Genomic DNA, 24,896 nt, shown 5'->3' on the forward strand with positions numbered 1-24,896 from the left:
GATCGCTTTATATTCTGCTAGCAGGTGCTGGGTCAGGCCGGCTTTCTCACCCTCCGCCAGACTTTGCTTGAGCGCGGAGTAGCGCTCGGCCTGCAAATGAAGATCAAACAGGCTCTTCCAAAGGGTTTCGTCGGACGGCCGCATTCTGAGCGCCCGCCGGAACGAAGCATCGGCCGCGTTTCCTTGCCCTAGTACTGATCGAAGCTGCGCGAGTTGGATGTGGCCCTGTATCCAAAGCGGTGCCCGCAGCAATATAGCGTCAAGTTCAGCGGCCGCCGCCTCTCCTTGACCCGCGGCAGCACGGGCCGCCGCCAGCCCAACGAGAACGTCTCCGTTCGCTGGTGCGAACTGACGGGCCCGTTCGAACAAAGGCACCGCATGTAATCCGGCCTCGAGCGCAATACGGGCATAGCCGTGGGCGATGCTTGGATCGGATGGAGCGAAGTGTGCCGCATTTTCAAACGCCCTTAGAGCGTCATCATGCTCATCCAGTGATCGGAAAAGCAGTCCGGTCCACTGCCATAATCGCGCGTCAGACCGGATAGCAGCGGCACGACTGAGATACGGAAGCGCTCGCTCCTCCTCGCCCTCCGACAGAGCGTCCCGAGCCAAGTCTGCGAGAGTTTCTGCGTCCGATTGGCCGTTGTGCACGATCGTCAGACGCGGCTCGAACATCAGAGTGGTCCACGGCCTTGGTTCGAAGCGCCATCGAAAACGCTGCCATAGCCAAACTTCACGGCCCACTTGTCCAGCTTAGGCAATATCGGTGCAAGTTGTTCGCGGTATCGGACCCACCGCCCTATCGAACGTTGATATAAGGGCTCCGTAACCTGTGCATAACTAGCGGTGGTTATCATTCCCCGCGTCGTCGCCGTCCGCTGATGGTCAAGCAATTCAGGCTTCCACTCCAGCCCGAGCCAATCGATGAGGGGGCGGAGCTCGGCCTCAGGCTCCGCAACCACCCTCTCGTAGAAAATTTCGTTTACTTCGATCGGGAATAATGATCTGGCGTTCTCCCAGTAATCCATGGTCAAATCATAAAACTCGGCGGCGTCTTCTAGACGAAGAAAGTTCGACATTGCTGAATTGAGGCGAAAATTGCTCATGTAGCAACTCAGCAAAACGTCGCATGGATGCCGAAGAGCGAATATGATACAAGCGTCCGGGAAGAGCCTATAAATAAGTGGTACCTTGTTGAGGAACAACGGTGACTTGTCGATTAAGAGGGCATCTGGGCGCAGCTGGATGTATTTAGCTGCTTCCTGGAAATAGCGGTGCCGGGCTACCGTAACATCATCTGATCCAAGGTCCGCCAAATCGGAGAACTCTCCAATCGTCTCTTCGACAACACTGAGAGTAGGTTTTTCTTCAAGAACCTCCACGTCTGGATGTCCCATGAGCATCGTGTCGAGCAGAGTTGTGCCCGATCGCGGGAATCCGACTAGAAACACGGGCGACGGCCGGTCGCGATCCTGCACTTCTTCGGTCCATGTGCCAACCCAGTCCGAAGTGAGCTTGGCCCTTTCGTCCCTCAGCTTGTCCCGAAGCTTCCGCGCTCGCTGCAGTGGGTTCGTGGGGTCTTCAGTGAGAAGTTGGTTCATTCGGGTGAAGGCGGAAAAAGCTTCAGCACTCTGCTCCAAGCCGTCATAAAATTGCCCAAGCAAGTGCGCCTGCCGCTCGGGCTCAAGATCGTCAGGCACTTGCCGCAAGGCATCTAGCCCCTCTTTGAAACGCTTCGCCCTCCTGTGCTTCAATGCCTCAATGAAGTTTAAGGGGCCCTCGTCTATGGAATGATTTCGGGCGGCGCTCAAAAGGTCGGTAAGTGCCCCGGGGCGATTGCTGTGCTCGTAGATGATTGCCAGTCCGACATGAGCAGCACCATTGGACGGTTCGCGTCTTATCGCCTCCTCGAAAGCCAGCGTGGCTTCTTCTTCCTCCAGCCTGTCCCAACGTTCGTGGCCTAACCTGATCAATAAGGAAGCGTCACCTCGTGGCCGCCTACAAGCCTCCTCTAAGACTTTGATCGCCGCTTCCGTTTGACCAGAGCGCTTTAGCAGAAGGTGCAGCTCGGCAAGAGCTGTTGGGTCGTCCGGCAGCTCATCGCTAAGCGTGCGCAGCAGGGCTGCAGCTTCGTCTATTCGACCCTCCGCAGACAAGGCTTGGGCAAGATTGAAGCGCGTTGGAGCTGCGCGCGGATCCAGAGCCACGGCGCGCCGGAGAGCCTCAATTGCCCCGGACGTGTCACCCAAGCTTGCCTTCGCATTCCCGAGATTATTCCAACTGTCCATGTCACCCGGTTCGTTCTGAACCACATACTCATAAGCTTGAACTGCCGTGTTGAAGTCCTCGAGCGTCAACGCTGCATAAGCCCGAAAGCGGGCAAGGCGGAGGCTGTTGTCCAACCGTGCGCGCTCTTCTGATGCGACGTGCAAAACCTCCTTGAACTCGGCTATTTCCAGAAGAGCAGCTGTTAGATTGATCGCTATCGAAAGGTCACTCGGCAGCTCTTGATGGGCGACGCGAAGCTGGTGAACCCCTCCCTCAAAGTCGCCCTGATGGCAAAGGAGCATGCCAAGGAGGGCGTTTAACGGCCCGTACCGGTTACCCACCGCAAGTTCCTGCTCCACTAAGTAGGACGCCTCTTTCAAACGTCCTAGTTGCGCGAGCGACAGTGCACGCTGGATGATTGCCGTCGCGGAAGCAGAAAGCTCGGAAGAAGTCATGGATCTTTGTAACCTCGACAACGTCCGGTGGTAAGGCCTCAGCCAGGAAGCTCTTCCAGCTACTTAAAAAAGGCGGCGGATCTTGGATCCGCCGCCTCACAGTTCAATTTTGGCTTATTAGAAGTCGAGAGTTACACCTGCGAAGATGTAGCGACCGATCGCGTCATACAGGCCAGGGTAGGTGTTGCCATTGCACGGACCGCTCGGACACAGGTTCGAGCCGTTGCGGTTCGCGTTACCAGAGGTAACCAACGGCGGATCGTTGTCGAACACGTTGTTGACGCCGAACCGGAAGTTGTAGCTGTCGCCAATCGTGAACGTTGCGGACAGATCGATGTAGTTGTGCGCCTTCAGCACCACGCCCGGATCATAGTTGAACACCGGATCCGGCTGAAGCGACGACTGACCGCTGGTCGTCTCCGCCTTCACCTTTCCAATATGGCGCCATTGAACCGACAGTCCCAAACCGTTGGGCATCTGGAGCGTCGTGCGGAGTTTATGCCGCCATTTCGGCAGCGGCGCACCGCCATCGGTGACACCACCCGGGCTGCAGGTAGGTCCATAATAGCCCGCGCAGTCATATGGCTCGGTCAGGCCGTTGTTTACGCTATATGAGTCGAGCAGCGTACCTACGAAGCTCGACGACAAGTTACCAAGCCCGCCAAGACGCATCGAGTAGGAACCGTTGAACTCGAAGCCCTTGGTGCGGAATTGGCCAGTGTTGATCGGCGTGTCGATCACGTAGCCTGCCGGCGAAAGCCAGAGCGAACCAGCCGGATCACGAACGACAAGATCGCAGGAGGCCGGAGTGAAGCTCGCCGTCGCGTTGTCGACGCAGTCCGCAAGGATGGCATCTGCGCCATAGCCGCGGATCGCATCCCTGATCTCGATGTCATAATAATCCACGGAGAAGGCGAAACGCGGCAGGAAGCGCGGCTGAAGCACAACACCTAGCGTTTTCGTCGTAGCCTTCTCGGGCTCGAGATCTACATTGCCGCCAAGCAGACCCTGATACTGCCCGGCCGGGTTCGCCGGCGTCTGCTGACCCACCCGCATGCCCTGAGCGAGACAGCCATAGTCGGTGGCGGTGATCACACGTCCGGCGCACGGATCCGTGGAGCCGTCGAGGCCTACATAATTCGTCGCAAACAGTTCCTGCACGTTCGGTGCACGGACTGCTCGATTGTAAGCCCCGCGGAAGCGGATATCCTGTACGGGAGCGAACTCGATGCCAACCTTATATGTATCGGTATCGAAGTCGTTACCGGTGCCATCCGCCCCTTTTGTCTCATAGTAGGACTTCCGATACCCGGCGACAAACGACAGGTCGTCAATGAAGCTCTTTTGGACAATGGGAATCTGCGTTTCCGCGAAAAACTCGCTTACCTGAATGTCACCAGAGGTCGGCAGGGTCGGCGCACCCTGACCGGTCAGATCGCCTGTGCGGAACGCCTGATCCGTCTCCAGATCAAGCGAGTTCTTGCGATATTCGACACCGACGTTCACGCCAATGCCATCCTCAGCCCATGGGCTGCGCAAACCCCATTCGCCGAGAAGACCGGTGAACGATGCGTTGGCAACCTTCTCGTCGATATTGCCCTTTTGGAGCCCGGTCACGGAGAGATACTCAATCGCCTCGTCCGACACACCATTTCCAGAGAATACGTCATAAGGAACGCAGAGCGGATCCGAACCGTCTAGGACCGAGCGACAGATGGGATCAACCACACCGGGCGTGCGGGGATCGTCCACCACGTCAAGCGCGCGACCAAGCCGGGTCGCGGAGAACTCGCCCGAATAAGTCTGATTATAGTTGACCCGGCTGAACTGATAATACGCGTCATATGACCAGACATTGCTCAGATCGCCGCGCAAGCCCAGAACGTTACGGAAAGTCGTGCGCTGCAGATCGTTGCGGCGCGGCCCGCCTTCGACGTTGCGACGCAGCAACTGGAAGAACGCACGGTTATAGGTCGTGCCCGTCGTCGGATCGACAAAGTTGAGCGCTGGAGCATTCGGCGTTGGGTTGTAACCGGCACCGATCGCTGTGGGAAAGTTCCCGATGAACCCATTAATCAGATTTTCGTTACGACAAATCGTGGCCCGCTGCTGCGCCGATAAAAGCGGGTTATTACAATTGATCGTCAGGGTGTTGCCGAAGTTGCCTGAAGGCGCAATCTGCGCAATCGTGCGATCATCCATGAACATGAATTCGAGGTAAGGCTGAACAGCCTCACTAACTTCGTAATTTGCAAATACGCCCGCCGTATAACGCTCATCAGGACGTTGGAAATAATTGGTCGGAGCAAAGTTATAGCGCGTTAGCCCCTGAGTCAGCGTACCTCGGCCAAGAGTAAAGAACGTGGAGGTGCCATTTAAGAACAGAAGGGCATTACCTTCCCCAGAGGTAGCGGAGCCGCCGCATTGCGGCGCGCCCGTACCCGTGTTCTGAATAACGCAGGCACTGTAGTCGCGTCGATCCTGAGTAACCGCATCGACATTACGGTAACCAATATAGGCCATGGCATGACCGCGTCCATCGTCGAAGGTGCTGCCGAGCGAAAGAGTTGCATCGACTTGACCACCGTCAGCAACGCTGCCCTTAGGATAGCCGAACCCCGAGAACCCAGCATTTGTGCGCGCATCGATGATGTCGCGCATCGTCAGACCACCACCAACGTCGGGATTCGTATTATTGTGTTGGTAGAAGCCGTACTGCGCGTCGAGGCGGACGCCAGTGAAATTGGAATCCATGATGAAGTTGACGACACCGGCGACGGCATCTGCACCATAAGTGGACGAAGCGCCGCCGGTCAGCACCTCAACCCGGCGCAGCAGCGAAGCGGGAATGATGTTGATGTCAGCTGCCGAACCGCTGGCCGGAGCCGGATCGCCCGGAAGAAGGCGGCGACCGTTGATCAGCGTTAGCGTGCGGCTTGAGCCGAGGCCACGAAGGTCGATCGACGCGGTGCCATTTGAACCATTGGAGATGCCCGAAGACTGGCTAGGCACGACCGAAGGTAACGAGTTCAGCAAGTCTTCGACCCGGGTGGTACCGGAAAGCTTGACGTCCTGACTGCTCACCACTGTAACTGGAGCTACGGACTCGAGGTTCGGCTGCGGGATGCGGCTGCCGGTAACGACGATATCCTGCGCCTGATCGACCGGCTCGCCTTCAGCGGAGCTGGAGGGAATCGGCGCTCCCTCTACGGGACCAGTCGGATTGGTGACGTCCGTAGACGTTCCATCGGTCGGAGGCGTCTGCTGCGCCGCCGCAGGTGTAGCGAGAACGCTCGCGCCGACGAGCAGCGTCGTAGCAAGCAGTCGATGACGAAAATCGAGCTTCATGTAAATGTACCCCTTCCCTTGCCCCCGCATTCGGGTGGCGATGTCGCACAGCAATGACACATTGCCGAACCGCAACGATTGATAAATTAAGGGGCCAGCCTCTGGCAACGCGGCAGCCGCAGAAATACGGCAGTTGTCGATGCGATGTCTCAAATTTGCAACACTGCGCGCTTGCCGCTGGGCGGGGTAGGACTTAGGCTAACATCTTAGCGCGGAGGGGAATTGTCATGGGCATGTTGAAGTTTCTACTGGTAGGCAGCCTATTTGCAGGCACCACCCCTGCTACAGCTCAGTCCCCCTCGCCTACCGACACGCCTCAGCAGATCAGGCGCATGATTGCGTGCCGAGACCTCACGGCAGCTGCCGATCGTCTCGCCTGTTATGATCGGGAAACCGCGAGTGTGGCCGAGGCGATAGCCCGCCGCGATCTGGTTGCCGTGGACAGAGAGCAGGTTCGTTCAACCAAGCGCTCGCTCTTTGGGCTCTCTCTTCCCAATCTTAAGATTTTTGGAGGCGACGAGGAAGATGAAGTGAAGCAGGTCGAAGGATCGATCGCCAGCGTCGCGTGGAATCGAAACGACGGCTATACCTTCGTTCTTCAGGACGGCGCCCGCTGGCGCCAAACTGACGATAAGCCCTTTGCGTTGGAACCTCGGCGTGGCGACAAGGTACTCGTGAAACGCGGTGCTCTCGGAAGCTACATGCTTAGCGTTGCCGGTCAGCCATCTGTCAAAGTTCAACGCGTCAATTAGGAGCGCATCTCCGCCTCGGCGGAGGCTTCAGCCGACGCATGGGCTTCCTGGCGCTCCACACTCCAATATCTGAGCTCGTCGAGCCTGATTGGGACGTGCGTCACTGCGCAAATGACATGGTCGCCCGGACTCAACACTCGGAAGGTGCCGTCCAGATAGTGGACTTTGGCCGTTCGGCCCTTGTTCGACATCAGCATCGGATTGCCCGTTCTCACAGCAGCTTGGGTTGATCACTCTTGGGCGCGGCATAGGTTCCTCGCCGCGGCCGCTCAAGAGTCTGTGTTGTGACGTCCACCTGGCCGTCCTTGAATATGAGCTTCAGTCGGGCGGCCGCCCGCGCTGTCGCGGCGGAGACGAGCGTCTTTCCGGACTGATCCTCGACCCGCACATAACCCTTCTCGAGCGGCTTGTTCGGGTGCGCCTGCGCGGCGATGCGCCAGAGCGCGTCGAGTGAGCGGCGGCCGTCCAGGATGCGGCGTTCAATCAGCGTCCGGTCCAGGCGCACGGCGGCTAGGCGCTCGCGGCTGCGGCGCAATGTCGAGTCCAATAACGAAGGCCGAAGCGCCCCCGCTGCGTGGCTGAGATCGGCGCGGGCGTGGCTGAGGCGGCTCCCAAGCGCGCGAGGGAGGCGCTCGGCCAGTTCATCGAGCTTCTGCTGCTGGGGCGAAAGCAGCTCCTCCTTGGCCGGAAAGTAGCGCAGGCAATTCTGGAGTTGCTCCCCTGCCCGCTCAATGCCGCGGCGGGCGCAGCGTTCGGCCCGCAAGCCGACCTCGCGAAGCTGGGCGAGGAGGTCGGCCCGCACGGGTACCGCGATCTCTGCCGCCGCAGTGGGGGTCGGCGCCCGCACATCGGCGGCGAAGTCGCAGAGGGAGGTGTCAGTCTCGTGCCCGACGGCCGAGATGACCGGGATGGAGCAGTCCGCCACCGCCCGCACCACCTCTTCCTCGTTGAAGGCCCAAAGATCCTCGATCGAGCCACCGCCCCGTGCGACGATGAGAAGGTCGGGGCGTGGCACGGCGCCACCCGGGACAAACGCATCGAAGCCGCGCACCGCCGCCGCGATCTGCTGTGCGGCGCCGTCCCCCTGTACCGGCACCGGCCACACGATCACCTGACTGGGGCAGCGGTCAGCGAGGCGGTGGAGGATGTCGCGAATGACCGCGCCAGTAGGCGAAGTCACCACACCGATGGTGCGCGGCAGGAACGGGAGGCGCTTCTTTCGCTCCGCATCGAACAGCCCTTCCGCCGCCAGCGCCTGCCGCCTCTTGTCGAGCAGCGCCATCAGCGCGCCCGCGCCTGCAAGCTCCAGCCGATCGATCACGATCTGGTAGCGCGAGCGGCCGGGATAGGTGGTGAGTCGGCCCGTCGCCACCACCTCGATCCCATCCTCTGGCTTGAAGCGGAGCGCGGACGCCTGCCCCTTCCAGATCACGCCGTCGATCACCGCATTCTCGTCCTTCAGGCAGAGATAGCAGTGGCCGGAGGCGGCCCGCTTCCAGCCGGAAATTTCGCCCCGCACGCGCACATGGCCGAACGCATCCTCCACCGTCCGCTTCAGCGCCATCGACAGTTCGGAAACGGACTGCGCAGGCGCGTTGTCGCCCGGCGTCTCGGTTGCTAACAGCCCTGCGTCATCTGGAGGGGAAGTGTTCATGAATGTCCTGCTGATCGGGTCCGGCGGCCGTGAACATGCGCTTGCGTGGAAACTCGCGCAATCTCCGCTGCTCGGCAAGCTTTTCGCGGCGCCCGGCAACCCAGGAATCGCCGAACATGCGGAACTCGTCTCGGTCGACCCGCTCGACCACCGCGCCGTCCTCGATTTCTGCACCCGCCATTCGGTAGAGCTGGTCGTGATCGGGCCGGAGGCGCCGCTGGTGGACGGCCTCGCCGACAATCTCCGGACTATGGGCGTGCTTGTCTTCGGCCCGAACAAGGTTCCGGCACAGTTGGAAGGCTCCAAGGGCTTCACCAAGGATCTGTGCGCGCGTCACGGCATTCCTACCGCCCGCTATGAAAGGGCATCGGACAAACTCGCGGCTGAAGCCGTGCTGGCCGACTTCGGCGTTCCCGTGGTCATCAAGGCGGACGGCCTCGCAGCCGGCAAGGGCGTCATCATCGCCATGACCGAAGAGGAAGCCCAGGCGGCGCTGGACACCATGTTCGAAGGCGGCTTCGGCAGCGCTGGTTCGGCGGTGGTGATAGAAGAATTTATGGAGGGCGAGGAAGCGAGCTTCTTCGCGCTTACGGATGGCGAGACGGTGGTGCCGTTCGGCTCCGCTCAGGATCACAAACGGGTCGGGGACGGCGACACCGGCCCGAATACCGGCGGCATGGGCGCCTACAGCCCTGCGTCGATCCTCACGTCCGAACTGGAAGCGCGGGTGATGGAGGAGATCGTTAAACCGACGGTGCGTGCGCTGGCCGAAAGCGGCACGCCATATTCGGGCATCCTCTATGCCGGCCTGATGCTGACTGCGGAGGGGCCGAAGCTCATCGAATATAATGTCCGCTTCGGCGATCCCGAATGCCAGGTGCTGATGATGCGGCTGGAGGACGACCTCCTCGAGATCATGCTCGCAACGGCGCGGGGGAAGCTGGCCGAGCTTCCGCCGCCGAGGTTCAGCAAGGATGCCGCCCTGACGGTCGTGATGGCCGCAAACGGCTATCCGGGCACGCCTGAGAAAGGCGGACGCATCGGCGGCTTCGAAGCGGCTGCCGGAAAGGGCGCCAAGGTCTTCCATGCGGGAACGGCCTCTGACGGCGGCACAATCATCGCCAGCGGCGGACGCGTGCTGACGGTCTCGGCACGCGGCAGGACGGTCAAGGAAGCGGCCGCCATCGCTTACGAGGCTGCGGACGCGATCGACTTTCCGACCGGCTTCTATCGCAAGGATATCGGCTGGCGGGAGATTGCCCGCGGCCGCTGAAGCATTAGTATGGCGGGAAAGAAGAGGAGACGCCGAATGTCACCCGCACTCAAATTCCTGATCGGCCTTGCCGCAGCGATCCTTATGGGCTGGATCTATCACGGCCCGCTCGGCAACGGTGAGCGGCTGGTCTCCAGCATCGAGCGGCAGGCGCAAGCAGCACTCGCTCAAACCGGACTACCGGTGCAGGCGCAGCTCGGGCGCGACCCGCTGTCCCGAACGGCGACGCTCTCCGGGAACGCGGACCGCTTCCAGCGAGAGGGCCAGGGCAGCCTCAAGGGCATCAACGATATTATCGCCGAAGTGCCGGGCATCTCCGGCTATCGCTGGGCCGACGAGCCAGAAAGAAGCGCGATGCCATTGCTCGTCGAAAGCCTGATCCAGATCATCCTCGCCTATCTGCTGGGCCTCGGCCTCGCCTGGCTGATCTGGGGCCGGAAGCGCCGGGAAGGCTTCTACTAAGATTATCCGAAGGAAGGGACTGCGCTGCTCATGAGAACGATATTCGACGCCAACACCGCGCCCATCATCATCGCGCTGCTGATCGGGCTGGTCATCGGCTGGTGGATATTCAGGCGCGTGAGGACCGCAGACGGACGCGACGTGGCCGCTCCACCGCAAGCGCTGGAGCAGGAGCGCCCGGTACCGGAGGCTCCCGCTGCGCCGACGCCGCTCCGCCGCGACACACCGGAGGGCAACAGCCTTGCCGATCAGGGGGCAGCGGCGACGACCGACGTTGCCGGCGAAGTGCTTGGCGTCCAGGTTCATTCGGAGCTTCCGGGCGCGAGCGGCCCGCCCGACAACCTGTCGATCATGAAGGGCGTCGGCCCTAAGTTCGTGACGCAGCTCAACGCGAACGGCATCACGCGCTTCGATCAGCTTGCGCGGCTCAGCGACAATGAAGTCGCGATGCTCGACGAGAAGATGGGCCCGTTCCGCGGCCGGCTGGCGCGGGACCGCGTGATCGAACAGGCGGCCTACCTCGCCCGCAACGACCGGGACGGCTTCGAAGCCAAGTTTGGGAAGCTCGGAAGCGGCGCCTAGTCGTCGCGCCGCTTCCGCGGCTCCCGCGAGGCGAGCAGCTTGTCGATCTTGCGCCCGTCCATATCGACCACCTCGAAGCGCCAGCCGCCAAAGCTGAAGCGCTCGCCAGTCTCTGGAAGCCGCTTCAGCACGAACAGCGCGAACCCGGCGGCGCTCGCATAATCGCGATCCTCCGGCAGATCGAAGCCGAGCGTGTCCGCCAGTGCGTCGGCGGCAAGCGAGCCTGAAATGAGCCAGCTCCCATCCTCCCGCTCCACCAGCGGCGGATCGGTATCCTCGTCCTGATCGGACGCGAAATTGCCTGCAAGGGCGCGGAGCAGGTCGTTGGGCGTCAGCAGCCCGTCGAAATGGCCATATTCGTCGTGGACGAAAGCCATCGGCACCTCGGCTGAGCGAAGCACCGCCAGCGCGTCCATTGCGTCCATCTGGTCCGGAATGATCGGCGCCTCGCGAACCAAGTCGCGAAGATTGAGCACCCGTCCCTCGATCTGCGAAACCACGATATCGCGAAGCTGCACGACGCCGACCAACTGGTCCACCGACCCTTCCGCGACGGGCAAGCGGCTGTGCGGCGTCTCAAGCAGCCGCTCCCGGATCGTCTCCGGATCGGCATCGATGTCGATCCAATCGACTTCGGTGCGGGGCGTCATGACTTCACGCGTCGGTCGGTCGGCGAGCCGCACCACGCCGGATATGATCGCCCGCTCGCTTTCCTCGATGACGCCGGCGCTATGTGCCTCGGCGACGAGGATGTGGAGCTCCTCAGCCGTCACTTGCGTGTCGGATTCCCGCCGCAGCCCCAGAAGCCGGAAGATAAGCATGCTGCTCTTGTCGAGGAGCCAGACGAGCGGCGCGGTCGCGCGGGCGAGCCACAGCATCGGTAGGGCCATGACTGCGGCGATCGGCTCCGGCGCGCGGAGGGCGAATTGCTTCGGCACGAGCTCGCCGATGATCAGCGAAGCGTAGGTCGTTAGGATGATGACGAGAGCGAAGCCCAGGGAACGGGCAAGTTCCGGCTCAATGCCGAACAATTGAAGCCGCTCTCCGACAGGTCCGCCAAGGCTCGCGCCGGAATAGGCGCCTGCCAGGATGCCAATCAAGGTGATGCCGATCTGAACCGCCGAGAGAAAGCGGCCCGGATTAGCCGCAAGATCTAGGGCCGTCTGCGCGCCTGCCCGGCCTGCCTTCACCATCGCCTTCAGCCGCGCCTCGCGGGCCGAGACAATGGCAAGCTCCGACATCGCGAAGACGCCGTTCAGGGCCACCAGGAAGGCGATGACGACGAGGTCGATCCAGGGGAATGGCGATGGCGGGGGGGCGGGTGGCATGTCTGCGAGCCATTCCTTAGCCGCTAAATGGAAGGAGCGGCAACCGCCTCATCTTTGCGGATGTGGAACAGGTTTGACAGGTGAGCAGTTAAGTGAGCAGGTTCAACTGCCCGTCATTCGGGAAAGGAATGCCCATGTCTGTAAGCAAGCGTATCACGATGGCCGCAGTTGCGGCCGGCCTGCTGGCCACCACCGCCGCCTGCGTCACCGATCCGGTGACGGGTGAGCGCCGCATTTCGCGCGCCGCAATCGGCGCTGCGGGCGGCCTCCTCGGCGGCTATGTTCTGGGCGACCTGATCGGCGGTCGGAGCGACCGGACCGAGCGGATCTTGGGTGCCGGCATCGGCGCGATCGCGGGCGGTGCCATCGGCGGTTATATGGATCGGCAGGAACAGGAGCTTCGCCGCAAGACGGCCGGCACCGGCGTCGTCGTCGAACGTGAAGGGGACGAGCTGCTCCTGCGCATGCCGGCCGGCATAACCTTCGCCTACGATCGTTCGGATATCCAGCCGCAGTTCCAGGCGACGCTCGACCAGGTCGCGGAAACTCTTCGCGCTTATCCGTCGACGCTGATCGACATTTACGGTCACACCGACAGCACCGGCAGCGAGGCCTATAACCAAGCCTTGTCTGAGCGGCGCGCTCAGAGCGTTTCCGCTTATCTCGCTGCCCGCGGCGTGCAGACGGTCCGCATGGCGACCCGCGGCATGGGCGAAAGCCAGCTGCTCGTGAACCCCGAGCAGACGGAGGCCGACCGCCAGGCGAACCGCCGCGTCGACATCCGGATCGTGCCGGCGGCGACCGGCGCCTGATCGGACCGAAGAGCTGAAAAACGGAAGGGCGCCGGTGGAACCCGGCGCCCTTTTTCGTGCGTTGCTTAAACGATGATGCAGCTGTCGAAACGAACTCGCCAGGACCGCATTAAGGCGCTGATCGGCGTTACGGCGCTTCATGCGCTGCTCGGCTATGCCTTCATCACCGGCCTTGCCTATGAGGTGGTGCACCAAGTCTCTGACAATCTGAAGGTTTTCGACATTACGGACCCTCCCCCGCCGCCGGAGGAGAAGCCGGAGCCGGTGAGACTCAAGGAGCCGGAGCCCGAAGGCGCGGCCGCGCCGCCAAGCATCAAGGCCGTCGTCGCACCAAAGCCGAAGATCGAGCTTCCCGTTCCGCCGCCCGTCCGGACCGCGCCCGCATCGGGTAATGCGGACATCGTCGGCACCGGTACCGGGAGCGGCGGCACGGGTAACGGGACCGGCAGCGGCGGCTCCGGAACCGGCACCGGCGGCGGAGGCGGGGGCGGAAGTAAGGCGGTTCGTGAGCAAGGCGGCTTCACCCGGAGAGACTATGCGCGGATTGCGGGTCCCACGCGCCTGAGAGGCACCGTTTACGTGCGCTACACGGTGCAGCCGAGCGGCCGGGTCAGCGGCTGTGCGGTGACGCGGTCGAGCGGCTATCCACAACTCGATGCAGCGACCTGCGGCATAATCGAGCAAAGGTTTAGATACCGGCCGGCGAGAGACGGCCAGGGCAAAGCCGTTGCCGAGACCAAGCAGACCTCCTTCGACTGGGCGCCCGATTGATTGAGGCGCTAGCGCCGGTCCTGAAAGAAGCCTCTGAGCTGTTCCGCCGCTTCGGCCTCACCAATGCCGCCATAAACTTCCGGCGCATGGTGACAGGTGGGCTGGCTGAAGAGGCGCGGGCCGTGGAGAACCCCGCCGCCTTTAGGATCGGGCGCGGCGAAATAGAGGCGGCCGATCCGGGCGAGCGCGATGGCGCCGGCGCACATGGCGCAGGGTTCGAGCGTCACCCAGAGATCGCACCCGTCGAGGCGCGAGCTGCCGATCCGTTCGGCCGCGGCGCGGATCGCCACCATCTCGGCATGGGCGGTGGGATCATTGGCGCTCCGCATCGCGTTTCGGCTGGTGGCGATCAGTTCATCGCCCCGCATCACCACGGCGCCGACGGGTACTTCGCCCGCCTCCGCGGCTTCACGCGCGGCGTCTAGCGCGCGGCGCATGGGTTCGGGGAGCGGAAACGACATGGGCGCGCCAATAGCGCGCCCATTCGGCAACTTCCATCAATGAGAGAGTTGCAGAGGCCGCGGCGCAACGGCCGCGGCCTCACCCCGCAAGCTTATTCGCCGTCTTCCTTGGTGCCGACGACGGGTACGTCCACGGTGGTTTCCTTCGACTCCACGTCGACGTCAGGAACGGAAACGTTGGTTTCCTTGGTTCCGACCACGACTTGCTTCGCGTCCACGTCGAAGGCCGGAGCCTGTCCGCCCTGGGCGCTCACGTCGACATCCGGAAGCTTGGCTTCCTTGGTCTGGTTGACGTTCAGGATGCCGGTCGCAAGCAGCACCAGCAGCACGAGCGCGGCTATGGCCAGGATGACCAGGATCGTACGAGACATAGGTATTCCTCCTCTGAGCCCCTGTGGCTTGGGACGGACAACGCAGGCCGGGCCATTCGGTTGCACTACCGCAACGATCTTATCGGCCGGCGAAGCGCTTTGCCGAGGTTGACGAATCCCGTTCCTGCCGCTATCCGCGCCGACTTTCCGGGAGCTGAAGCTTCCAAAATCCAGGACGAGATTCGATGGCGCGTATTTGCGAACTGACCGGCAAGGGCCGGCTGGTGGGTAACAATGTCTCCCACGCCAACAACAAGACCAAGCGCACGTTCCTGCCGAACCTGCAGAATGTGACCTTGATGTCGGACGCCCTCGGCCGCGCCGTGAAGCTTCGCGTTTCGACCGCGGGCCTCCGTTCGGTGGAGCATGTCGGCGGCCTCGATAATTGGCTCGCCAAGACGGGCGACGACAAGCTCAGCCTCAACGCCCGCCGCCTGAAGCGCGAGATTTCGAAGAAGCAGGCAGCGAACGGCTGAACGCCCGGGCGGTACGCCGCTCATCAAAGTTAGAAGCGGGCGCGGATGGGCAATCATCCGCGCCCGTTTTCGCATCTGGAGCAGCTTTTCTCCCTTAACGGCGGCTGACGGCGGCATTCAGCGGCGGCTCAACCATAGCGGCCGATAAGCCTGTTCAACGTCGACGGTCGGTGCGGAGTCCCTGCGTTTCGGGCCCGCCAGTTCCGCCGACCGGAGATGAACAGGAGTATTCGTCATGCTTAAGAAAGCAGCCCTTATCGCCGCTGCGGCCACCACGGGCGTCATTGCCCTCCCCTCGGCCGCGCAGGCCCAGTACGGTTATTATGATTACGGTCGCTATGAGAGTCAGGCGGTCCGTTACGACCGTTATGGCCGTGCCTATACCTACGACCGCTACGGCCGTGCGGTTTACGTGGACAACCGCTATTCCAATCGCGGCTACAACAATGGTGGCTATTACGGCCAGCAGAGCGGCGGCTATTACGGCCGCAGCACCGGCTATTATGGCAACCGCCGCTGCAGCAGCGGCACGACCGGCACCATCGTCGGCGGCGCGGTCGGCGCCCTCCTGGGCCGCGAAGTCGGCCGGAGCGGCAGCCGCTACAGCTACGATCGCGGCAGCGGAACGACCGGCGCTATCGTCGGCGGCGCGATCGGTGCGCTTGCCGGCCGGGCGATCGACAAGAACCGCCCCTGCTAACCCAATCCCTCGGGTCGCGTAACGAGGGCGAAGGCCGGCGCTTTCCCAGGAGAGCGCCGGCCTTCACATTTGCAGCAAAGTGGTACTTTGCTGCAGGCTAGGCAGCTCAGGCTTTTGTGTCGAATAGGCTTGCCAGCTGTTCGACCATCGTGCCGCCCAGTTGCTCTGCATCCATGATGGTGACGGCCCGCTCGTAATAGCGGGTGACGTCGTGACCGATGCCGATGGCGACGAGTTCGACCGGCGAGCGGGCCTCAATCCAGCCGATCACCTGGCGGAGGTGGCGTTCGAGATAGGTGCCGCTGTTCACCGACAGGGTTGAATCGTCGACCGGCGCGCCGTCCGAAATGACCATCAGGATGCGTCGCTCCTCGGGCCGTCCGATCAGCCGGTTATGCGCCCATAAGAGCGCTTCGCCGTCGATATTCTCCTTCAGCAGCCCCTCGCGCATCATCAGGCCGAGATTCTTCCGTGCGCGCCGCCAAGGCTCGTCCGCTTTCTTGTAAATTATGTGGCGGAGATCGTTGAGCCGGCCCGGCTGCGGCGGCCGTCCGTCGGCGAGCCAGCGCTCCCGCGACTGGCCGCCCTTCCAAGCACGCGTGGTAAAGCCCAGTATCTCCACCTTGACGCCGCAGCGTTCGAGCGTCCGGGCGAGAATGTCGGCTGAGATGGCCGCAATCGAAATGGGCCGTCCACGCATCGAGCCGGAATTGTCGATGAGCAAGCTCACCACCGTGTCGCGGAAATCGGTATCACGCTCGACCTTGTAGGAGAGGGAGTGGCCGGGGCTGACGACCACGCGGGCGAGCCGCGCCGCGTCGAGCAGGCCTTCCTCCTGGTCGAAGTCCCAACTGCGGTTCTGCTGCGCCATCAGGCGGCGCTGCAGCCGGTTGGCGAGCTTGGTGACGGCGCCCTGCAAATGGACGAGCTGCTGATCGAGATAGGAGCGAAGCCGCCCAAGCTCCTCCTCGTCGCAAAGCTCGGTGGCTTCCACCGTCTCGTCGAAACGGGGGGTGAAGACCTTATAATCGAACTGGGGCGGGAGATCCGATAGCGGGCGGTTTGGCCGGGTGGGGATCATCCCCTCCTCGCCCTCCTCGCCTAGGCCTTCGTCGCCCTCTGAAAATTCTTCGTCGCTATACTGGCTGTCGCCCTCGTCCTCTCCGGACTCACCCTGCTCGACGCGGATGTCGGCTTCACCCTCGCCGCCGCCGCCTTCCTCCTCATTCTCCTCCTCGCTGGTCTCGGCCTCGTCCTGATCGTCGCCCTCGCCTTCCTCGCCCTCATTGGGGTCGCGTTCGGCGTCGGCGTCGCCTTCGACCAGCTCCAGATCCTTGAGGAGCTTGGTGGCGAGCGCAGCAAAGGCGGCCTGATCGTCGAGCGCGAGGCCGAACGCGTCGAGATCGGCGCCCGCTTTCTCCTCGATCCAGTCGGAGACGAGCTTCAGCCCTTCGAGCGCGGCCTTGGGCGGCGCTTCGCCGGTCAGCCGCTCGCGGACGATCAGGCCGAGCGCGGTCGAAAGCGGCACTTCCGCCTTCGTCCGGGCGCGGGTGATCGGATCGGTGCGCATCCGCATCTCGGTGAGCTGCTTCAAATTGCCGCGCACGCCCTCCATCGCCCGCGCGCCGAGGGCCTCTACGCGGGCCTGCTCGACCGCGTTGAAGACGGCGCGGGCGGTTTCGTCGAGCGGCAGGCCGCGCGCATGGAGCGCCGCATTATGATGGCGGAGCTTCAGCGCCGCGGCATCGGCATAGCCGCGCGCTTCGGCCACCTCGCGCTCCGGCAGCGATCGGCCCGGCATCGGCACCTTGATGTTCTTGCCCGATGACATGGGCGCATCGGCGGTGAAGCCTAGCTCAACCTCCGGCTCGCGCGCGATCGCGCGGCTTGCGCCGGTCAGGACCTGGCGAAAGGCTTCGAGCGGATTGTCGTTCTGAGGCATGGCCTCAGGCCTTGCCCACCACGCTTTCGGGAAGATCCTTGCCGAAAACGCGCTGATAATATTCGGCGACCAATGGCCGCTCCGCCTCGTCGCATTTGTTGAGGAAGGAGAGGCGGAAGGCGAAGCCGACGTCGTCGAAGATGAGGGCATTCTGCGCCCAGCTGATCACCGCGCGTGGGCTCATGACGGTCGAGATATCGCCGTTGATGAAGCCCTGGCGGGTGAGGTCGGCGACCTTGATCATCCGCTCGACTTCCTGACGACCGCCTTCGTGATCATATTCGCCGGACTTGGCGAGGACGATTTGCGCCTCGGTCGCCGCCGGCAGATAGTTCAGCGTCACGACGATGTTCCAGCGGTCCATCTGGCCCTGATTGATCTGCTGCGTGCCGTGATAGAGACCGGTCGTGTCGCCGAGGCCGACCGTGTTGGTGGTGGCGAACAGGCGGAACCATGGATTCGGGCGGATCACGCGGTTCTGGTCGAGCAGGGTGAGCTTCCCCTCCGCCTCAAGCACGCGCTGGATCACGAACATCACGTCGGGACGTCCCGCATCATATTCGTCGAACACCAGCGCGGTCGGCGTCTGCAGCGCCCAGGGGAGCAAACCTTCGCGGAACTCCGTCACCTGCTGCCCGTCACGGAGCACGATCGCGTCGCGCCCGACGAGGTCGATGCGGCTGATATGCGCATCGAGATTGATGCGGATTAGCGGCCAGTTGAGGCGCGCGGCGACCTGCTCGATATGGGTCGACTTGCCGGTGCCGTGATAGCCCTGCACCATCACGCGCCGGTTCTTGCCGAAGCCCGCGCAGATGGCGAGCGTGGTGTCGGGGTCGAAGACGTAGGTGGGATCGAGATCCGGCACCCGCTCGTCAGCCTCGGAGAAGGCCGGAACCTCCATGTCGCTGTCGACGCCGAACAGGTCGCGGACCTTCACCACCTTGTCCGGAGAGTCCATCAATGTGGTGGCGCGGCTGTCGGGGTTGGCATTGGCGAGATCGGCCATGGTCACTCTCTGAAACTTTAAGCGAAGACGGGACGGGACTTGAGCTGCGTATAGGCCTCGATCACGGCCTGCAACGCTTTCTCATGACTTCGATCGCCGCCGTTCCGGTCGGGGTGATAGCGGCGCACGAGTTCGGCATAACGGGTGCGGAGCGCCTTGCGGTCGGCGTCGGTTCCAAGCCCCAGAACGCGCAGGGATTTCCGATCGGCGTCGCTGAGTTCGCGGCCGTCCTTGCGCCGTTCGGGGCCACGCTGAAAGCGGGCGCCGATCGCGTCGAGCGGGTCGAGGAAGTCGGCCCATTTGGGCGGCGGCGAGCTGCCGTGGCCTGAAAAAGCACGGGTCTGCCGCTCCCAGCCGCCATAAGGCGTCTGCGCCTCCTCAATCTCGTCGGGGCTCATGCCGTTGAAATAATTGTAGCCGGTGTTGAACTCCCGCACATGGTCGAGGCAGAGCCAGCGCCATTGGCCGGGACCATCGAAATCGGAGCGGCGGCCGTCCGCGGGCGGCGCGCGGAACTCGCCGGCCGCATCGCAGCCGGGATGGGCGCAAACTTTCTCATGCCCCTCCACCCGGCCGTGAAACCGGGTCTCTTTCCTGCCCGCGCTCGCCACCAACTCCCTTTCCCAAGCAAAGCGTCTATATAGGCGCCATGACCGATAGTTTCACCGGCCCCGTCGCCCAAGAAATCACCCAACGCCTGGCGAAGGCACTGGAGCCAAGCCACCTCATCGTCCGCAACGACAGCGAGAAGCATCGCGGCCATGCCGGCTATGACGGCAGCGGCGAAAGCCATTTCAGCGTCGAGATCGTCTCGTCACATTTCGAGGGCAAAAGCCGCGTCGAACGTCAGCGGGCGGTGAATGCCGCTTTGGGTGATTTGATGAAGGAACGCATACACGCTTTGGCCATCAAGGCGCGGGCACCGGGGGAGTGAATATGAACGACGATCTCTTTCTGCTGACGCTGCAGCCGGTCACGCACGACCTCGGCGGGTTCAAGGTGCATCGGACACTTCCGAACAAGGAGCGGACCACGGTCGGCCCGTTCATCTTCTTCGACCAGATGGGGCCGGCGCACCTGCCGCCTGGCGAGGGCATCGACGTTCGGCCGCACCCGCATATCAATCTTGCTACCGTCACTTATCTGTTCGCCGGTGCGATCGATCACCGGGACTCGCTCGGCACATACCGCACGATCGAGCCGGGCGCGGTGAACCTGATGACGGCGGGCAAGGGCATCGTCCATTCGGAGCGCTCGCCAGCCTCGGTGCGGCCGGGCGGGCCGGAGCTTTCCGGCATCCAGACCTGGCTGGCGCTGCCGAAGGCCAAGGAGGAGATGGACCCCGCCTTCGAGCATGTGCCGAAGGATGCGTTGCCCGTGGTGGAGGGCACCCTCGCCACCGCGCGGGTGGTGATGGGGAGCCTCTGGGGCGCAAGCTCGCCCGTCACCTGCCACAGCGAAACCATCTATGCCGACATCGCGCTGCAGCCGGGCGGCAGCGTGCCGATCGATCCGGAGGCGGACGAGCGGGCGGTCTATCTGGCGGAGGGGGATGCAAGCCTCGACGGCATGCCGCTTCAGCCGAGCACGCTCTACGTGCTTCGCCCGGGCATTGCCGCGACGCTCCGGTCGGAGCGGGGCGCGCATGTGATGCTGTGCGGCGGCGCGCCGATGGATGGACCGCGCTTCGTCTGGTGGAACTTCGTGTCGTCGAGCCGCGACCGGATCAATCAGGCGAAAGAGGATTGGAAGGCCGAGCGCTTCCCACTGGTGCCGGACGACGCGGTCGACAGGATTCCGATACCCGAGATACCTAAGACGGTCAGCTACCCGTAAAGGCCGGCATGAGCGGCAGGCCCTGCTGCTGCTTCAGCCTGATTTCGGCGATGGTCCGCTCCGCCGCCTCGATGCGGGAGCCCTTGCCCGGATGGGTGCCGTCGGCGAAGATTTCGAAGATGCCGCCGGGGCCGAACCGCTTCCAGAAGCCCGGTGCGGCGTTCACGTCATAGCCGGCGCGCGCCATGAGGTAGAGGGCGAGATAATCCGCCTCTACCTCAGTTGCCTTGATCTTGCCGGCGCTGCCGTCGAACGTCTTCAAAATGCCGCGCGAGACCTTCTGCGCGTCTAGGCGGGTGCGGTGGCTGAGGATGTTGTGTGCCATTTCATGCGCGACCACGAGCGCCAGTTCATCGTCGCTTTTGACGAAGTCGACGAGTCGGCTCGTCACCTGCACATAGGTGCCGTCGGCCCTGGCGTTGAGCTTCGCGCCCGGCACGAGCTGGACGCGGGAGAGGCAGCCCTGTTCGGGTGCTAGGGTAGCCGCGCCGCGTACGCTGCCGCGCGCATATTCCACCGTCACCGGTCCGGCGCCTAGCGAGGAGAGGAGATGCTCCTCAAGCGCCTGGACGCGCTTGTAGCTGCCCTTGCGGCTGAGCTTGCCTAAAGGAAAGCTCTTGCCCGCGACCGAAAGCAATGCATCACCCGGCTGCAGCCCGGCACGGGCAGCGGCGCTGTCCGGCACGACGGCGAGGACAACCGGCGCTTCACCTAGGCCGAACGCGGCGGCGGCATCGGCACGCGCTTCCGCCCCATATTGATCGAGGCTGTGAAGGAGAAGGCCGCTGAGCGGCATCGTCCGGGCGGCGCAGAGATCGAGATTGGCCCGGGCGAGCCGGTGGCCGATCGTCGCCACCCTTTGGTCCATCTGCTGAAGCGCGAGCAGCGCCGGCGACGCGGCCGCGGGAGCGGCAAGCGCAAGAGACAGGAACACCGCCGGGAGAAGACGCTTGAACATCGCGGCGAGGCTAAGCACAGCCCATCTGAATGGCAAATGAGGAGCAGGCGTTGGACGAGCTACCCACGCGGCGCATTGCGCTTTCGACAGGCGTCACGCTCAACGTCTGCATTGCAGGGCCGGAAGGAGCCGAGCCCGTTTTCTTCCTGCACGGCTTTCCGGAATCTCACCGCACCTGGCGGCACCAGATACGCGACCTGTCCCGCGACTATTTCGTGGTGGCGCCCGATCAGCGGGGCTTTGCCGGGTCGGATAAGCCGAAGGGGGTCGCCAACTACCGCACGAACAAGATCGTCGCTGACCTGATGGCGCTGGCGGACGCGCTCGGTATCAAGCATTTCACCCTCGTCGGCCATGATTGGGGCGGGGCTGCGGCCTGGCTTGCGGCGCTTGAGCACCCTTTCCGGGTGAAGCGGCTCGTCATCCTCAACGCGCCCCACCCGCTCATCTTCCAGAAGAGCGTCATCGAGGACGAGGCGCAGCGGGAAGCCTCCCAGTATATTCGCGCCTTCCGCAAACCGCTGGTGGAGGCGGGGATCAAGGCGATGGGCATGGAGCGCTTCTTCGAGAAGAGCTTCGGCAAGCATGCCGACCTTTCGAAGATCCCGCCGGAGGAGAAGCAGGCCTATATCGACGACTGGTCGCAGCCGGGCGCCCTGACCGCAATGCTGAACTGGTACCGCGCCTCCAAGATCGAGGTGCCGAAAAGCGGCAAGAAGGCGAAGGCGCCGCTCTGGACGCACGCGCCCTTCCCACACCTCAAGATGCCGACACTTGTCGTGTGGGGGATGAAGGACAAGGCGCTTCTGCCGGTGCAGCTCGACGGGCTTCATGACCTCGTCGACGATCTCCGCATCGCCACAGCGCCCGATGCCGGGCACTTCATTCCGTGGGAGCAGCCGGAGACCGTCACCGCCGCGATCCGCGACTTCCTCAGTGAGACGGGCGCGGCGGGCGGCGAATAGGGCTTGGGGTTCGGGACCGCCGCCGCTAAGGCCCCCGCCGATGACTGCTTCCGCCCGCGCCAAATCCCGTTCCGCCGCCCGCCTTGCCGCCGTTCAGGCGCTCTATCAGCAGGAGATGGAGCGGACCCCCCTCCCCACCCTTCTGCACGAATTCCACCACCACCGCCTCGGCGCCACGATCGAAGGCGCGGAATATGTTGATGCTGAAGTCGATTTCTTCGACGACGTCGTTGCCGGCGTCGATGCGCGGAAGGAAGAGCTGGACGGGTTGATCGCGGCGAAGCTCGCCAAGAACTGGTCGCTGGAGCGGCTCGACCGGCCGATGAAGGCGATCCTCCGCGCCGGCGCCTATGAACTCGCCGCCCGCATCGACGTGCCGACCGGCAGCGTCATTTCCGAATATGTCGATGTCGCCCACGCCTTTTACGACAAGCGCGAAGCAGCGTTCGTGAACGGCCTCCTCGACGCCATCGCGAAACAGGTGCGAAAGTCGGTATAAGGCCCAAGTGCCGGCCGAATCCGACTTCATAGCTTCGCTTCGGGCGTTCGCGTCCGATCCCGCCGCGCGCGGGCTTATGGACGATGCCGCGGTGCTGGAGGTGGGCGGAACCCGGCTCGTTCTGACGCACGACATGATCGCGGAGGGCGTGCATTTCCTCTCCGACGATCCGCCCCGCGACGTCGCCTGGAAGCTGCTGGCTGTGAACCTGTCGGATCTGGCTGCAAAGGGCGCGAGGCCCGTTGGGGCGCTGATGGGCTACACGATTGGTGATACGGATTGGGATCGCGCCTTTGCGCAGGGGCTGGAACGGGCGACTGCCGCGCTTGGCTGCCCGCTCATGGGCGGGGACACGGTCTCCGGCCCTGCGCGCGTGCTCGGGCTCACGGCTATTGGCGAAGCTTTGGGAGGGGTGCCGTCGCGCGCAGGGGCTAAGGCGGGCGACCTTCTCTGGGTGACCGGTTCTATCGGCGACGCGGGAGCTGGTCTCAAAATACTGCGCGGCGATCTCAAGGGCGCTGCCGATCTCGTTGAACGCTACCGCCTGCCGCGGCCGCGGCTGGAAGCAGGACAGGCGCTCGCGCCGCTCGTTAGCGCGATGATGGACGTGTCGGACGGGCTGATGATCGACGGCGCGCGCATGGCCGAGGCGAGCGGCCTGGCACTGGAGATCGAGATCGGCAGCATCCCGCTTTCGGCAAGCTATATTGCGGCGCTGGGCGAGGATCGCCAGGCGCGGCTTGCCGCCGCAACGGCGGGAGACGATTACGAATTGCTCTTTGCGACTGCCGAAGAAGCGGCGCCTGAGATCCTCACACTTTCCGAGCAACTCGGCCTCTCGCTAAGCCGTATCGGCCGCTTTAATCCCGGGGTCGGCATCCGCCTCACGGAAGGCGGCGAAGACGTGCCGCTGCCGCAAAGCCTCGGCTATGAGCATCGCCGCGCCTGACAGCCAAAGCGTCGATTTCTCCGAAGCTTGAATCCCCCTCTCAGGCCGAATAAGAGACGAGCCACATCCGGGCGCGCTCGCATGGGGGTCATCGGCCCCGTCCGGGATAATCAGGGGAAGGAACAGCTTTCATGGACGTCGTGCTAGTTGCCATTGCCTGCGGCATCATCGCAGTGCTCTACGGCTTCGTAACCAGCCGCCAGGTTCTCGCGTCGCCCGCGGGTAACGAGCGGATGCAGGAAATTTCCGCCGCCATTCAGGAAGGCGCCAAAGCCTATCTGGGCCGTCAGTACACCACAATCGCCATCGTCGGCGTGGTCGTCGCGGTCCTGGTGTTCCTGTTCCTTGGAGCGACCTCCACGATCGGCTTTGCGATCGGCGCGGTGCTTTCGGGCGTTGCCGGCTATATCGGCATGAACATTTCGGTGCGCGCGAACGTCCGCACCGCCGAAGCCGCCCGCACGAGCCTTCAGAAGGGCCTCACCGTCGCGTTCCGCGCCGGCGCCATTACCGGCATGCTGGTCGCGGGCCTTGCGCTTCTCGCCATCGCGGTCTTCTTCTACATCCTCGTCGAAGGCGGCGCTGAGCCTGCAAGCCGAGAGGTGGTCGACGCGCTTGTCGCGCTCGCCTTCGGCGCCTCGCTCATCTCCATCTTCGCGCGTCTCGGCGGCGGCATCTTCACCAAGGCCGCCGACGTCGGCGCCGACCTGGTCGGCAAGGTCGAGGCCGGAATTCCGGAGGACGATCCCCGCAACCCGGCCGTAATCGCCGACAACGTCGGTGACAATGTCGGCGACTGCGCAGGCATGGCAGCGGATCTGTTCGAGACCTATGTCGTCACCGTCGGCGCCACCATGGTGCTGATCGCCCTCCTCGTCGGCTCGACCGGCGGCGACGTGCTCGGCCTGATGAGCCTGCCGCTCATCATCGGCGGCGTCTGCATCATCACCTCCATCAGCGGCACTTATTTCGTCCGCCTGGGACGCAAGGAATCGATCATGGGCGCGCTCTACAAGGGCTTCTGG

26 protein-coding genes are annotated in these 24,896 nt (G+C 63.4%); 14 read left to right on the top strand and 12 right to left on the bottom strand.

Annotation, left to right across the window (positions count from 1 at the left end):
- From VGD10_RS10980 to VGD10_RS10990, 3 genes are all read right to left on the bottom strand, one after another.
- On the bottom strand, positions 1 to 675 hold a 675-nt coding region (locus VGD10_RS10980), incomplete at its 3' end, for a tetratricopeptide repeat protein (RefSeq protein ID WP_331040863.1).
- Positions 675 to 2,723, bottom strand: coding sequence for a tetratricopeptide repeat-containing sulfotransferase family protein (locus tag VGD10_RS10985; protein WP_331040864.1), 2,049 nt, complete (start codon positions 2,721 to 2,723; stop codon positions 675 to 677). The genes VGD10_RS10980 and VGD10_RS10985, both read right to left, overlap by 1 nt.
- A 117-nt stretch (positions 2,724 to 2,840) precedes the next feature.
- Complete coding sequence (locus tag VGD10_RS10990) at positions 2,841 to 6,071, bottom strand: TonB-dependent receptor domain-containing protein (protein WP_331040865.1); 3,231 nt, start codon at positions 6,069 to 6,071, stop codon at positions 2,841 to 2,843.
- Positions 6,072 to 6,298: 227 nt separating this feature from the next.
- Here VGD10_RS10990 and VGD10_RS10995 point away from each other — a divergent pair, with 227 nt between their 5' ends.
- Complete coding sequence (locus VGD10_RS10995; protein WP_331040866.1) at positions 6,299 to 6,823, top strand: hypothetical protein; 525 nt, start codon at positions 6,299 to 6,301, stop codon at positions 6,821 to 6,823.
- Here the strand turns inward: VGD10_RS10995 and VGD10_RS11000 are convergent.
- Complete coding sequence (locus VGD10_RS11000; protein WP_331040867.1) at positions 6,820 to 7,020, bottom strand: DUF2093 domain-containing protein; 201 nt, start codon at positions 7,018 to 7,020, stop codon at positions 6,820 to 6,822. The genes VGD10_RS10995 and VGD10_RS11000 overlap by 4 nt on opposite strands.
- Before the next feature lie 14 nt (positions 7,021 to 7,034).
- Positions 7,035 to 8,477, bottom strand: coding sequence for an exodeoxyribonuclease VII large subunit (gene xseA / locus VGD10_RS11005; RefSeq protein WP_331040868.1), 1,443 nt, complete (start codon positions 8,475 to 8,477; stop codon positions 7,035 to 7,037).
- Between xseA and purD the strand changes: the two genes are divergently transcribed.
- Genes purD through VGD10_RS11020 form a run of 3 tightly spaced genes read left to right on the top strand, consistent with a single transcriptional unit; the run spans position 8,476 to position 10,794 of the window.
- Positions 8,476 to 9,750 (top strand): phosphoribosylamine--glycine ligase, encoded by a 1,275-nt coding sequence (purD, locus tag VGD10_RS11010; RefSeq protein ID WP_331040888.1) that lies wholly within the window; start codon positions 8,476 to 8,478, stop codon positions 9,748 to 9,750. The genes xseA and purD overlap by 2 nt on opposite strands.
- Before the next feature lie 36 nt (positions 9,751 to 9,786).
- Entirely contained in the window at positions 9,787 to 10,212 is a 426-nt protein-coding gene (locus tag VGD10_RS11015) for a hypothetical protein (protein WP_331040869.1), read from the top strand.
- Between the two features lie 30 nt (positions 10,213 to 10,242).
- Entirely contained in the window at positions 10,243 to 10,794 is a 552-nt protein-coding gene (locus VGD10_RS11020) for a hypothetical protein (protein ID WP_331040870.1), read from the top strand.
- Here the strand turns inward: VGD10_RS11020 and VGD10_RS11025 are convergent.
- The gene (locus VGD10_RS11025) at positions 10,791 to 12,122 is read right to left on the bottom strand and encodes a hemolysin family protein (RefSeq protein WP_331040871.1); all 1,332 of its coding nucleotides are present in this window, start codon (positions 12,120 to 12,122) and stop codon (positions 10,791 to 10,793) included. The genes VGD10_RS11020 and VGD10_RS11025 overlap by 4 nt on opposite strands.
- Before the next feature lie 134 nt (positions 12,123 to 12,256).
- Between VGD10_RS11025 and VGD10_RS11030 the strand changes: the two genes are divergently transcribed.
- Both VGD10_RS11030 and VGD10_RS11035 read left to right on the top strand, forming a co-directional pair.
- Positions 12,257 to 12,934 carry an OmpA family protein gene (locus VGD10_RS11030; protein WP_331040872.1) on the top strand — a complete coding sequence of 226 codons (678 nt, stop codon included), beginning with the start codon at positions 12,257 to 12,259 and terminating at the stop codon, positions 12,932 to 12,934.
- A gap of 72 nt (positions 12,935 to 13,006) precedes the next feature.
- Positions 13,007 to 13,705 carry an energy transducer TonB gene (locus tag VGD10_RS11035; protein WP_331040873.1) on the top strand — a complete coding sequence of 233 codons (699 nt, stop codon included), beginning with the start codon at positions 13,007 to 13,009 and terminating at the stop codon, positions 13,703 to 13,705.
- An 8-nt stretch (positions 13,706 to 13,713) separates the two neighbouring features.
- Here VGD10_RS11035 and VGD10_RS11040 read toward each other — a convergent pair whose 3' ends face one another.
- Both VGD10_RS11040 and VGD10_RS11045 read right to left on the bottom strand, forming a co-directional pair.
- A complete protein-coding gene (locus tag VGD10_RS11040) occupies positions 13,714 to 14,166 on the bottom strand; it encodes a nucleoside deaminase (RefSeq protein WP_331040874.1) in 453 nt (150 codons plus the stop codon).
- 92 nt (positions 14,167 to 14,258) lie between these two features.
- Positions 14,259 to 14,537 carry a hypothetical protein gene (locus VGD10_RS11045; RefSeq protein WP_331040875.1) on the bottom strand — a complete coding sequence of 93 codons (279 nt, stop codon included), beginning with the start codon at positions 14,535 to 14,537 and terminating at the stop codon, positions 14,259 to 14,261.
- Between the two features lie 185 nt (positions 14,538 to 14,722).
- On the opposite strand from VGD10_RS11045, the gene rpmB reads away from it, so the two are divergent.
- Positions 14,723 to 15,013: a 50S ribosomal protein L28 gene (rpmB, locus tag VGD10_RS11050; protein ID WP_331040876.1), complete on the top strand. Its 291-nt coding sequence runs from the start codon at positions 14,723 to 14,725 to the stop codon at positions 15,011 to 15,013.
- Between the two features lie 235 nt (positions 15,014 to 15,248).
- On the top strand, positions 15,249 to 15,713 hold the full coding sequence (locus tag VGD10_RS11055; RefSeq protein ID WP_331040877.1) for a glycine zipper 2TM domain-containing protein: 465 nt from the start codon (positions 15,249 to 15,251) through the stop codon (positions 15,711 to 15,713).
- A gap of 106 nt (positions 15,714 to 15,819) precedes the next feature.
- Here VGD10_RS11055 and cobT read toward each other — a convergent pair whose 3' ends face one another.
- Genes cobT through VGD10_RS11070 form a run of 3 tightly spaced genes read right to left on the bottom strand, consistent with a single transcriptional unit; the run spans position 15,820 to position 19,275 of the window.
- Positions 15,820 to 17,655: a cobaltochelatase subunit CobT gene (gene cobT, locus VGD10_RS11060; RefSeq protein ID WP_331040878.1), complete on the bottom strand. Its 1,836-nt coding sequence runs from the start codon at positions 17,653 to 17,655 to the stop codon at positions 15,820 to 15,822.
- A 4-nt stretch (positions 17,656 to 17,659) separates the two neighbouring features.
- Positions 17,660 to 18,664 carry a cobaltochelatase subunit CobS gene (gene cobS / locus VGD10_RS11065; RefSeq protein ID WP_331040879.1) on the bottom strand — a complete coding sequence of 335 codons (1,005 nt, stop codon included), beginning with the start codon at positions 18,662 to 18,664 and terminating at the stop codon, positions 17,660 to 17,662.
- Between the two features lie 17 nt (positions 18,665 to 18,681).
- Complete coding sequence (locus VGD10_RS11070; RefSeq protein WP_331040880.1) at positions 18,682 to 19,275, bottom strand: J domain-containing protein; 594 nt, start codon at positions 19,273 to 19,275, stop codon at positions 18,682 to 18,684.
- 38 nt (positions 19,276 to 19,313) lie between these two features.
- Between VGD10_RS11070 and VGD10_RS11075 the strand changes: the two genes are divergently transcribed.
- Together VGD10_RS11075 and VGD10_RS11080 are read left to right on the top strand one after the other, a co-directional pair.
- Positions 19,314 to 19,598 (top strand): BolA family protein, encoded by a 285-nt coding sequence (locus VGD10_RS11075; protein ID WP_331040881.1) that lies wholly within the window; start codon positions 19,314 to 19,316, stop codon positions 19,596 to 19,598.
- A 2-nt stretch (positions 19,599 to 19,600) separates the two neighbouring features.
- A complete protein-coding gene (locus tag VGD10_RS11080) occupies positions 19,601 to 20,500 on the top strand; it encodes a pirin family protein (RefSeq protein WP_331040882.1) in 900 nt (299 codons plus the stop codon).
- Here VGD10_RS11080 and VGD10_RS11085 read toward each other — a convergent pair.
- Positions 20,487 to 21,458, bottom strand: a complete 972-nt coding sequence (locus tag VGD10_RS11085; protein ID WP_331040883.1) for a M48 family metalloprotease — start codon at positions 21,456 to 21,458, stop codon at positions 20,487 to 20,489. The two genes, VGD10_RS11080 and VGD10_RS11085, sit on opposite strands and share 14 nt — an antisense overlap.
- Positions 21,459 to 21,508: 50 nt before the next feature.
- Here VGD10_RS11085 and VGD10_RS11090 point away from each other — a divergent pair, with 50 nt between their 5' ends.
- The 4 genes from VGD10_RS11090 to VGD10_RS11105 all read left to right on the top strand — a co-directional run.
- Positions 21,509 to 22,423 carry an alpha/beta hydrolase gene (locus VGD10_RS11090; protein ID WP_331040884.1) on the top strand — a complete coding sequence of 305 codons (915 nt, stop codon included), beginning with the start codon at positions 21,509 to 21,511 and terminating at the stop codon, positions 22,421 to 22,423.
- Positions 22,424 to 22,463: 40 nt separating this feature from the next.
- Complete coding sequence (gene nusB, locus VGD10_RS11095) at positions 22,464 to 22,922, top strand: transcription antitermination factor NusB (protein WP_331040885.1); 459 nt, start codon at positions 22,464 to 22,466, stop codon at positions 22,920 to 22,922.
- Positions 22,923 to 22,929: 7 nt separating this feature from the next.
- On the top strand, positions 22,930 to 23,871 hold the full coding sequence (thiL, locus tag VGD10_RS11100; RefSeq protein WP_331040886.1) for a thiamine-phosphate kinase: 942 nt from the start codon (positions 22,930 to 22,932) through the stop codon (positions 23,869 to 23,871).
- A gap of 131 nt (positions 23,872 to 24,002) precedes the next feature.
- The coding region (locus VGD10_RS11105; protein WP_331040887.1) for a sodium/proton-translocating pyrophosphatase at positions 24,003 to 24,896 on the top strand (894 nt) is incomplete at its 3' end.

Source organism: Allosphingosinicella sp. (assembly GCF_036402135.1).
Taxonomy (GTDB): Bacteria; Pseudomonadota; Alphaproteobacteria; order Sphingomonadales; family Sphingomonadaceae; genus Allosphingosinicella.

Excerpts from the sequence above, each read along its gene's own strand:
- VGD10_RS10985 (WP_331040864.1), bottom strand. The coding sequence starts at position 2,723 with ATGACTTCTTCCGAGCTTTCTGCTTCCGCGACGGCAATCATCCAGCGT.
- VGD10_RS10990 (WP_331040865.1), bottom strand. The coding sequence starts at position 6,071 with ATGAAGCTCGATTTTCGTCATCGACTGCTTGCTACGACGCTGCTCGTC.
- VGD10_RS10995 (WP_331040866.1), top strand. The coding sequence starts at position 6,299 with ATGGGCATGTTGAAGTTTCTACTGGTAGGCAGCCTATTTGCAGGCACC.
- VGD10_RS11000 (WP_331040867.1), bottom strand. The coding sequence starts at position 7,020 with ATGCTGATGTCGAACAAGGGCCGAACGGCCAAAGTCCACTATCTGGAC.
- purD (WP_331040888.1), top strand. The coding sequence starts at position 8,476 with ATGAATGTCCTGCTGATCGGGTCCGGCGGCCGTGAACATGCGCTTGCG.
- xseA (WP_331040868.1), bottom strand. The coding sequence starts at position 8,477 with ATGAACACTTCCCCTCCAGATGACGCAGGGCTGTTAGCAACCGAGACG.
- VGD10_RS11015 (WP_331040869.1), top strand. The coding sequence starts at position 9,787 with ATGTCACCCGCACTCAAATTCCTGATCGGCCTTGCCGCAGCGATCCTT.
- VGD10_RS11020 (WP_331040870.1), top strand. The coding sequence starts at position 10,243 with ATGAGAACGATATTCGACGCCAACACCGCGCCCATCATCATCGCGCTG.
- VGD10_RS11025 (WP_331040871.1), bottom strand. The coding sequence starts at position 12,122 with ATGCCACCCGCCCCCCCGCCATCGCCATTCCCCTGGATCGACCTCGTC.
- VGD10_RS11030 (WP_331040872.1), top strand. The coding sequence starts at position 12,257 with ATGTCTGTAAGCAAGCGTATCACGATGGCCGCAGTTGCGGCCGGCCTG.
- VGD10_RS11035 (WP_331040873.1), top strand. The coding sequence starts at position 13,007 with ATGATGCAGCTGTCGAAACGAACTCGCCAGGACCGCATTAAGGCGCTG.
- VGD10_RS11040 (WP_331040874.1), bottom strand. The coding sequence starts at position 14,166 with ATGTCGTTTCCGCTCCCCGAACCCATGCGCCGCGCGCTAGACGCCGCG.
- VGD10_RS11045 (WP_331040875.1), bottom strand. The coding sequence starts at position 14,537 with ATGTCTCGTACGATCCTGGTCATCCTGGCCATAGCCGCGCTCGTGCTG.
- rpmB (WP_331040876.1), top strand. The coding sequence starts at position 14,723 with ATGGCGCGTATTTGCGAACTGACCGGCAAGGGCCGGCTGGTGGGTAAC.
- VGD10_RS11055 (WP_331040877.1), top strand. The coding sequence starts at position 15,249 with ATGCTTAAGAAAGCAGCCCTTATCGCCGCTGCGGCCACCACGGGCGTC.
- cobT (WP_331040878.1), bottom strand. The coding sequence starts at position 17,655 with ATGCCTCAGAACGACAATCCGCTCGAAGCCTTTCGCCAGGTCCTGACC.
- cobS (WP_331040879.1), bottom strand. The coding sequence starts at position 18,664 with ATGGCCGATCTCGCCAATGCCAACCCCGACAGCCGCGCCACCACATTG.
- VGD10_RS11075 (WP_331040881.1), top strand. The coding sequence starts at position 19,314 with ATGACCGATAGTTTCACCGGCCCCGTCGCCCAAGAAATCACCCAACGC.
- VGD10_RS11080 (WP_331040882.1), top strand. The coding sequence starts at position 19,601 with ATGAACGACGATCTCTTTCTGCTGACGCTGCAGCCGGTCACGCACGAC.
- VGD10_RS11085 (WP_331040883.1), bottom strand. The coding sequence starts at position 21,458 with ATGTTCAAGCGTCTTCTCCCGGCGGTGTTCCTGTCTCTTGCGCTTGCC.
- nusB (WP_331040885.1), top strand. The coding sequence starts at position 22,464 with ATGACTGCTTCCGCCCGCGCCAAATCCCGTTCCGCCGCCCGCCTTGCC.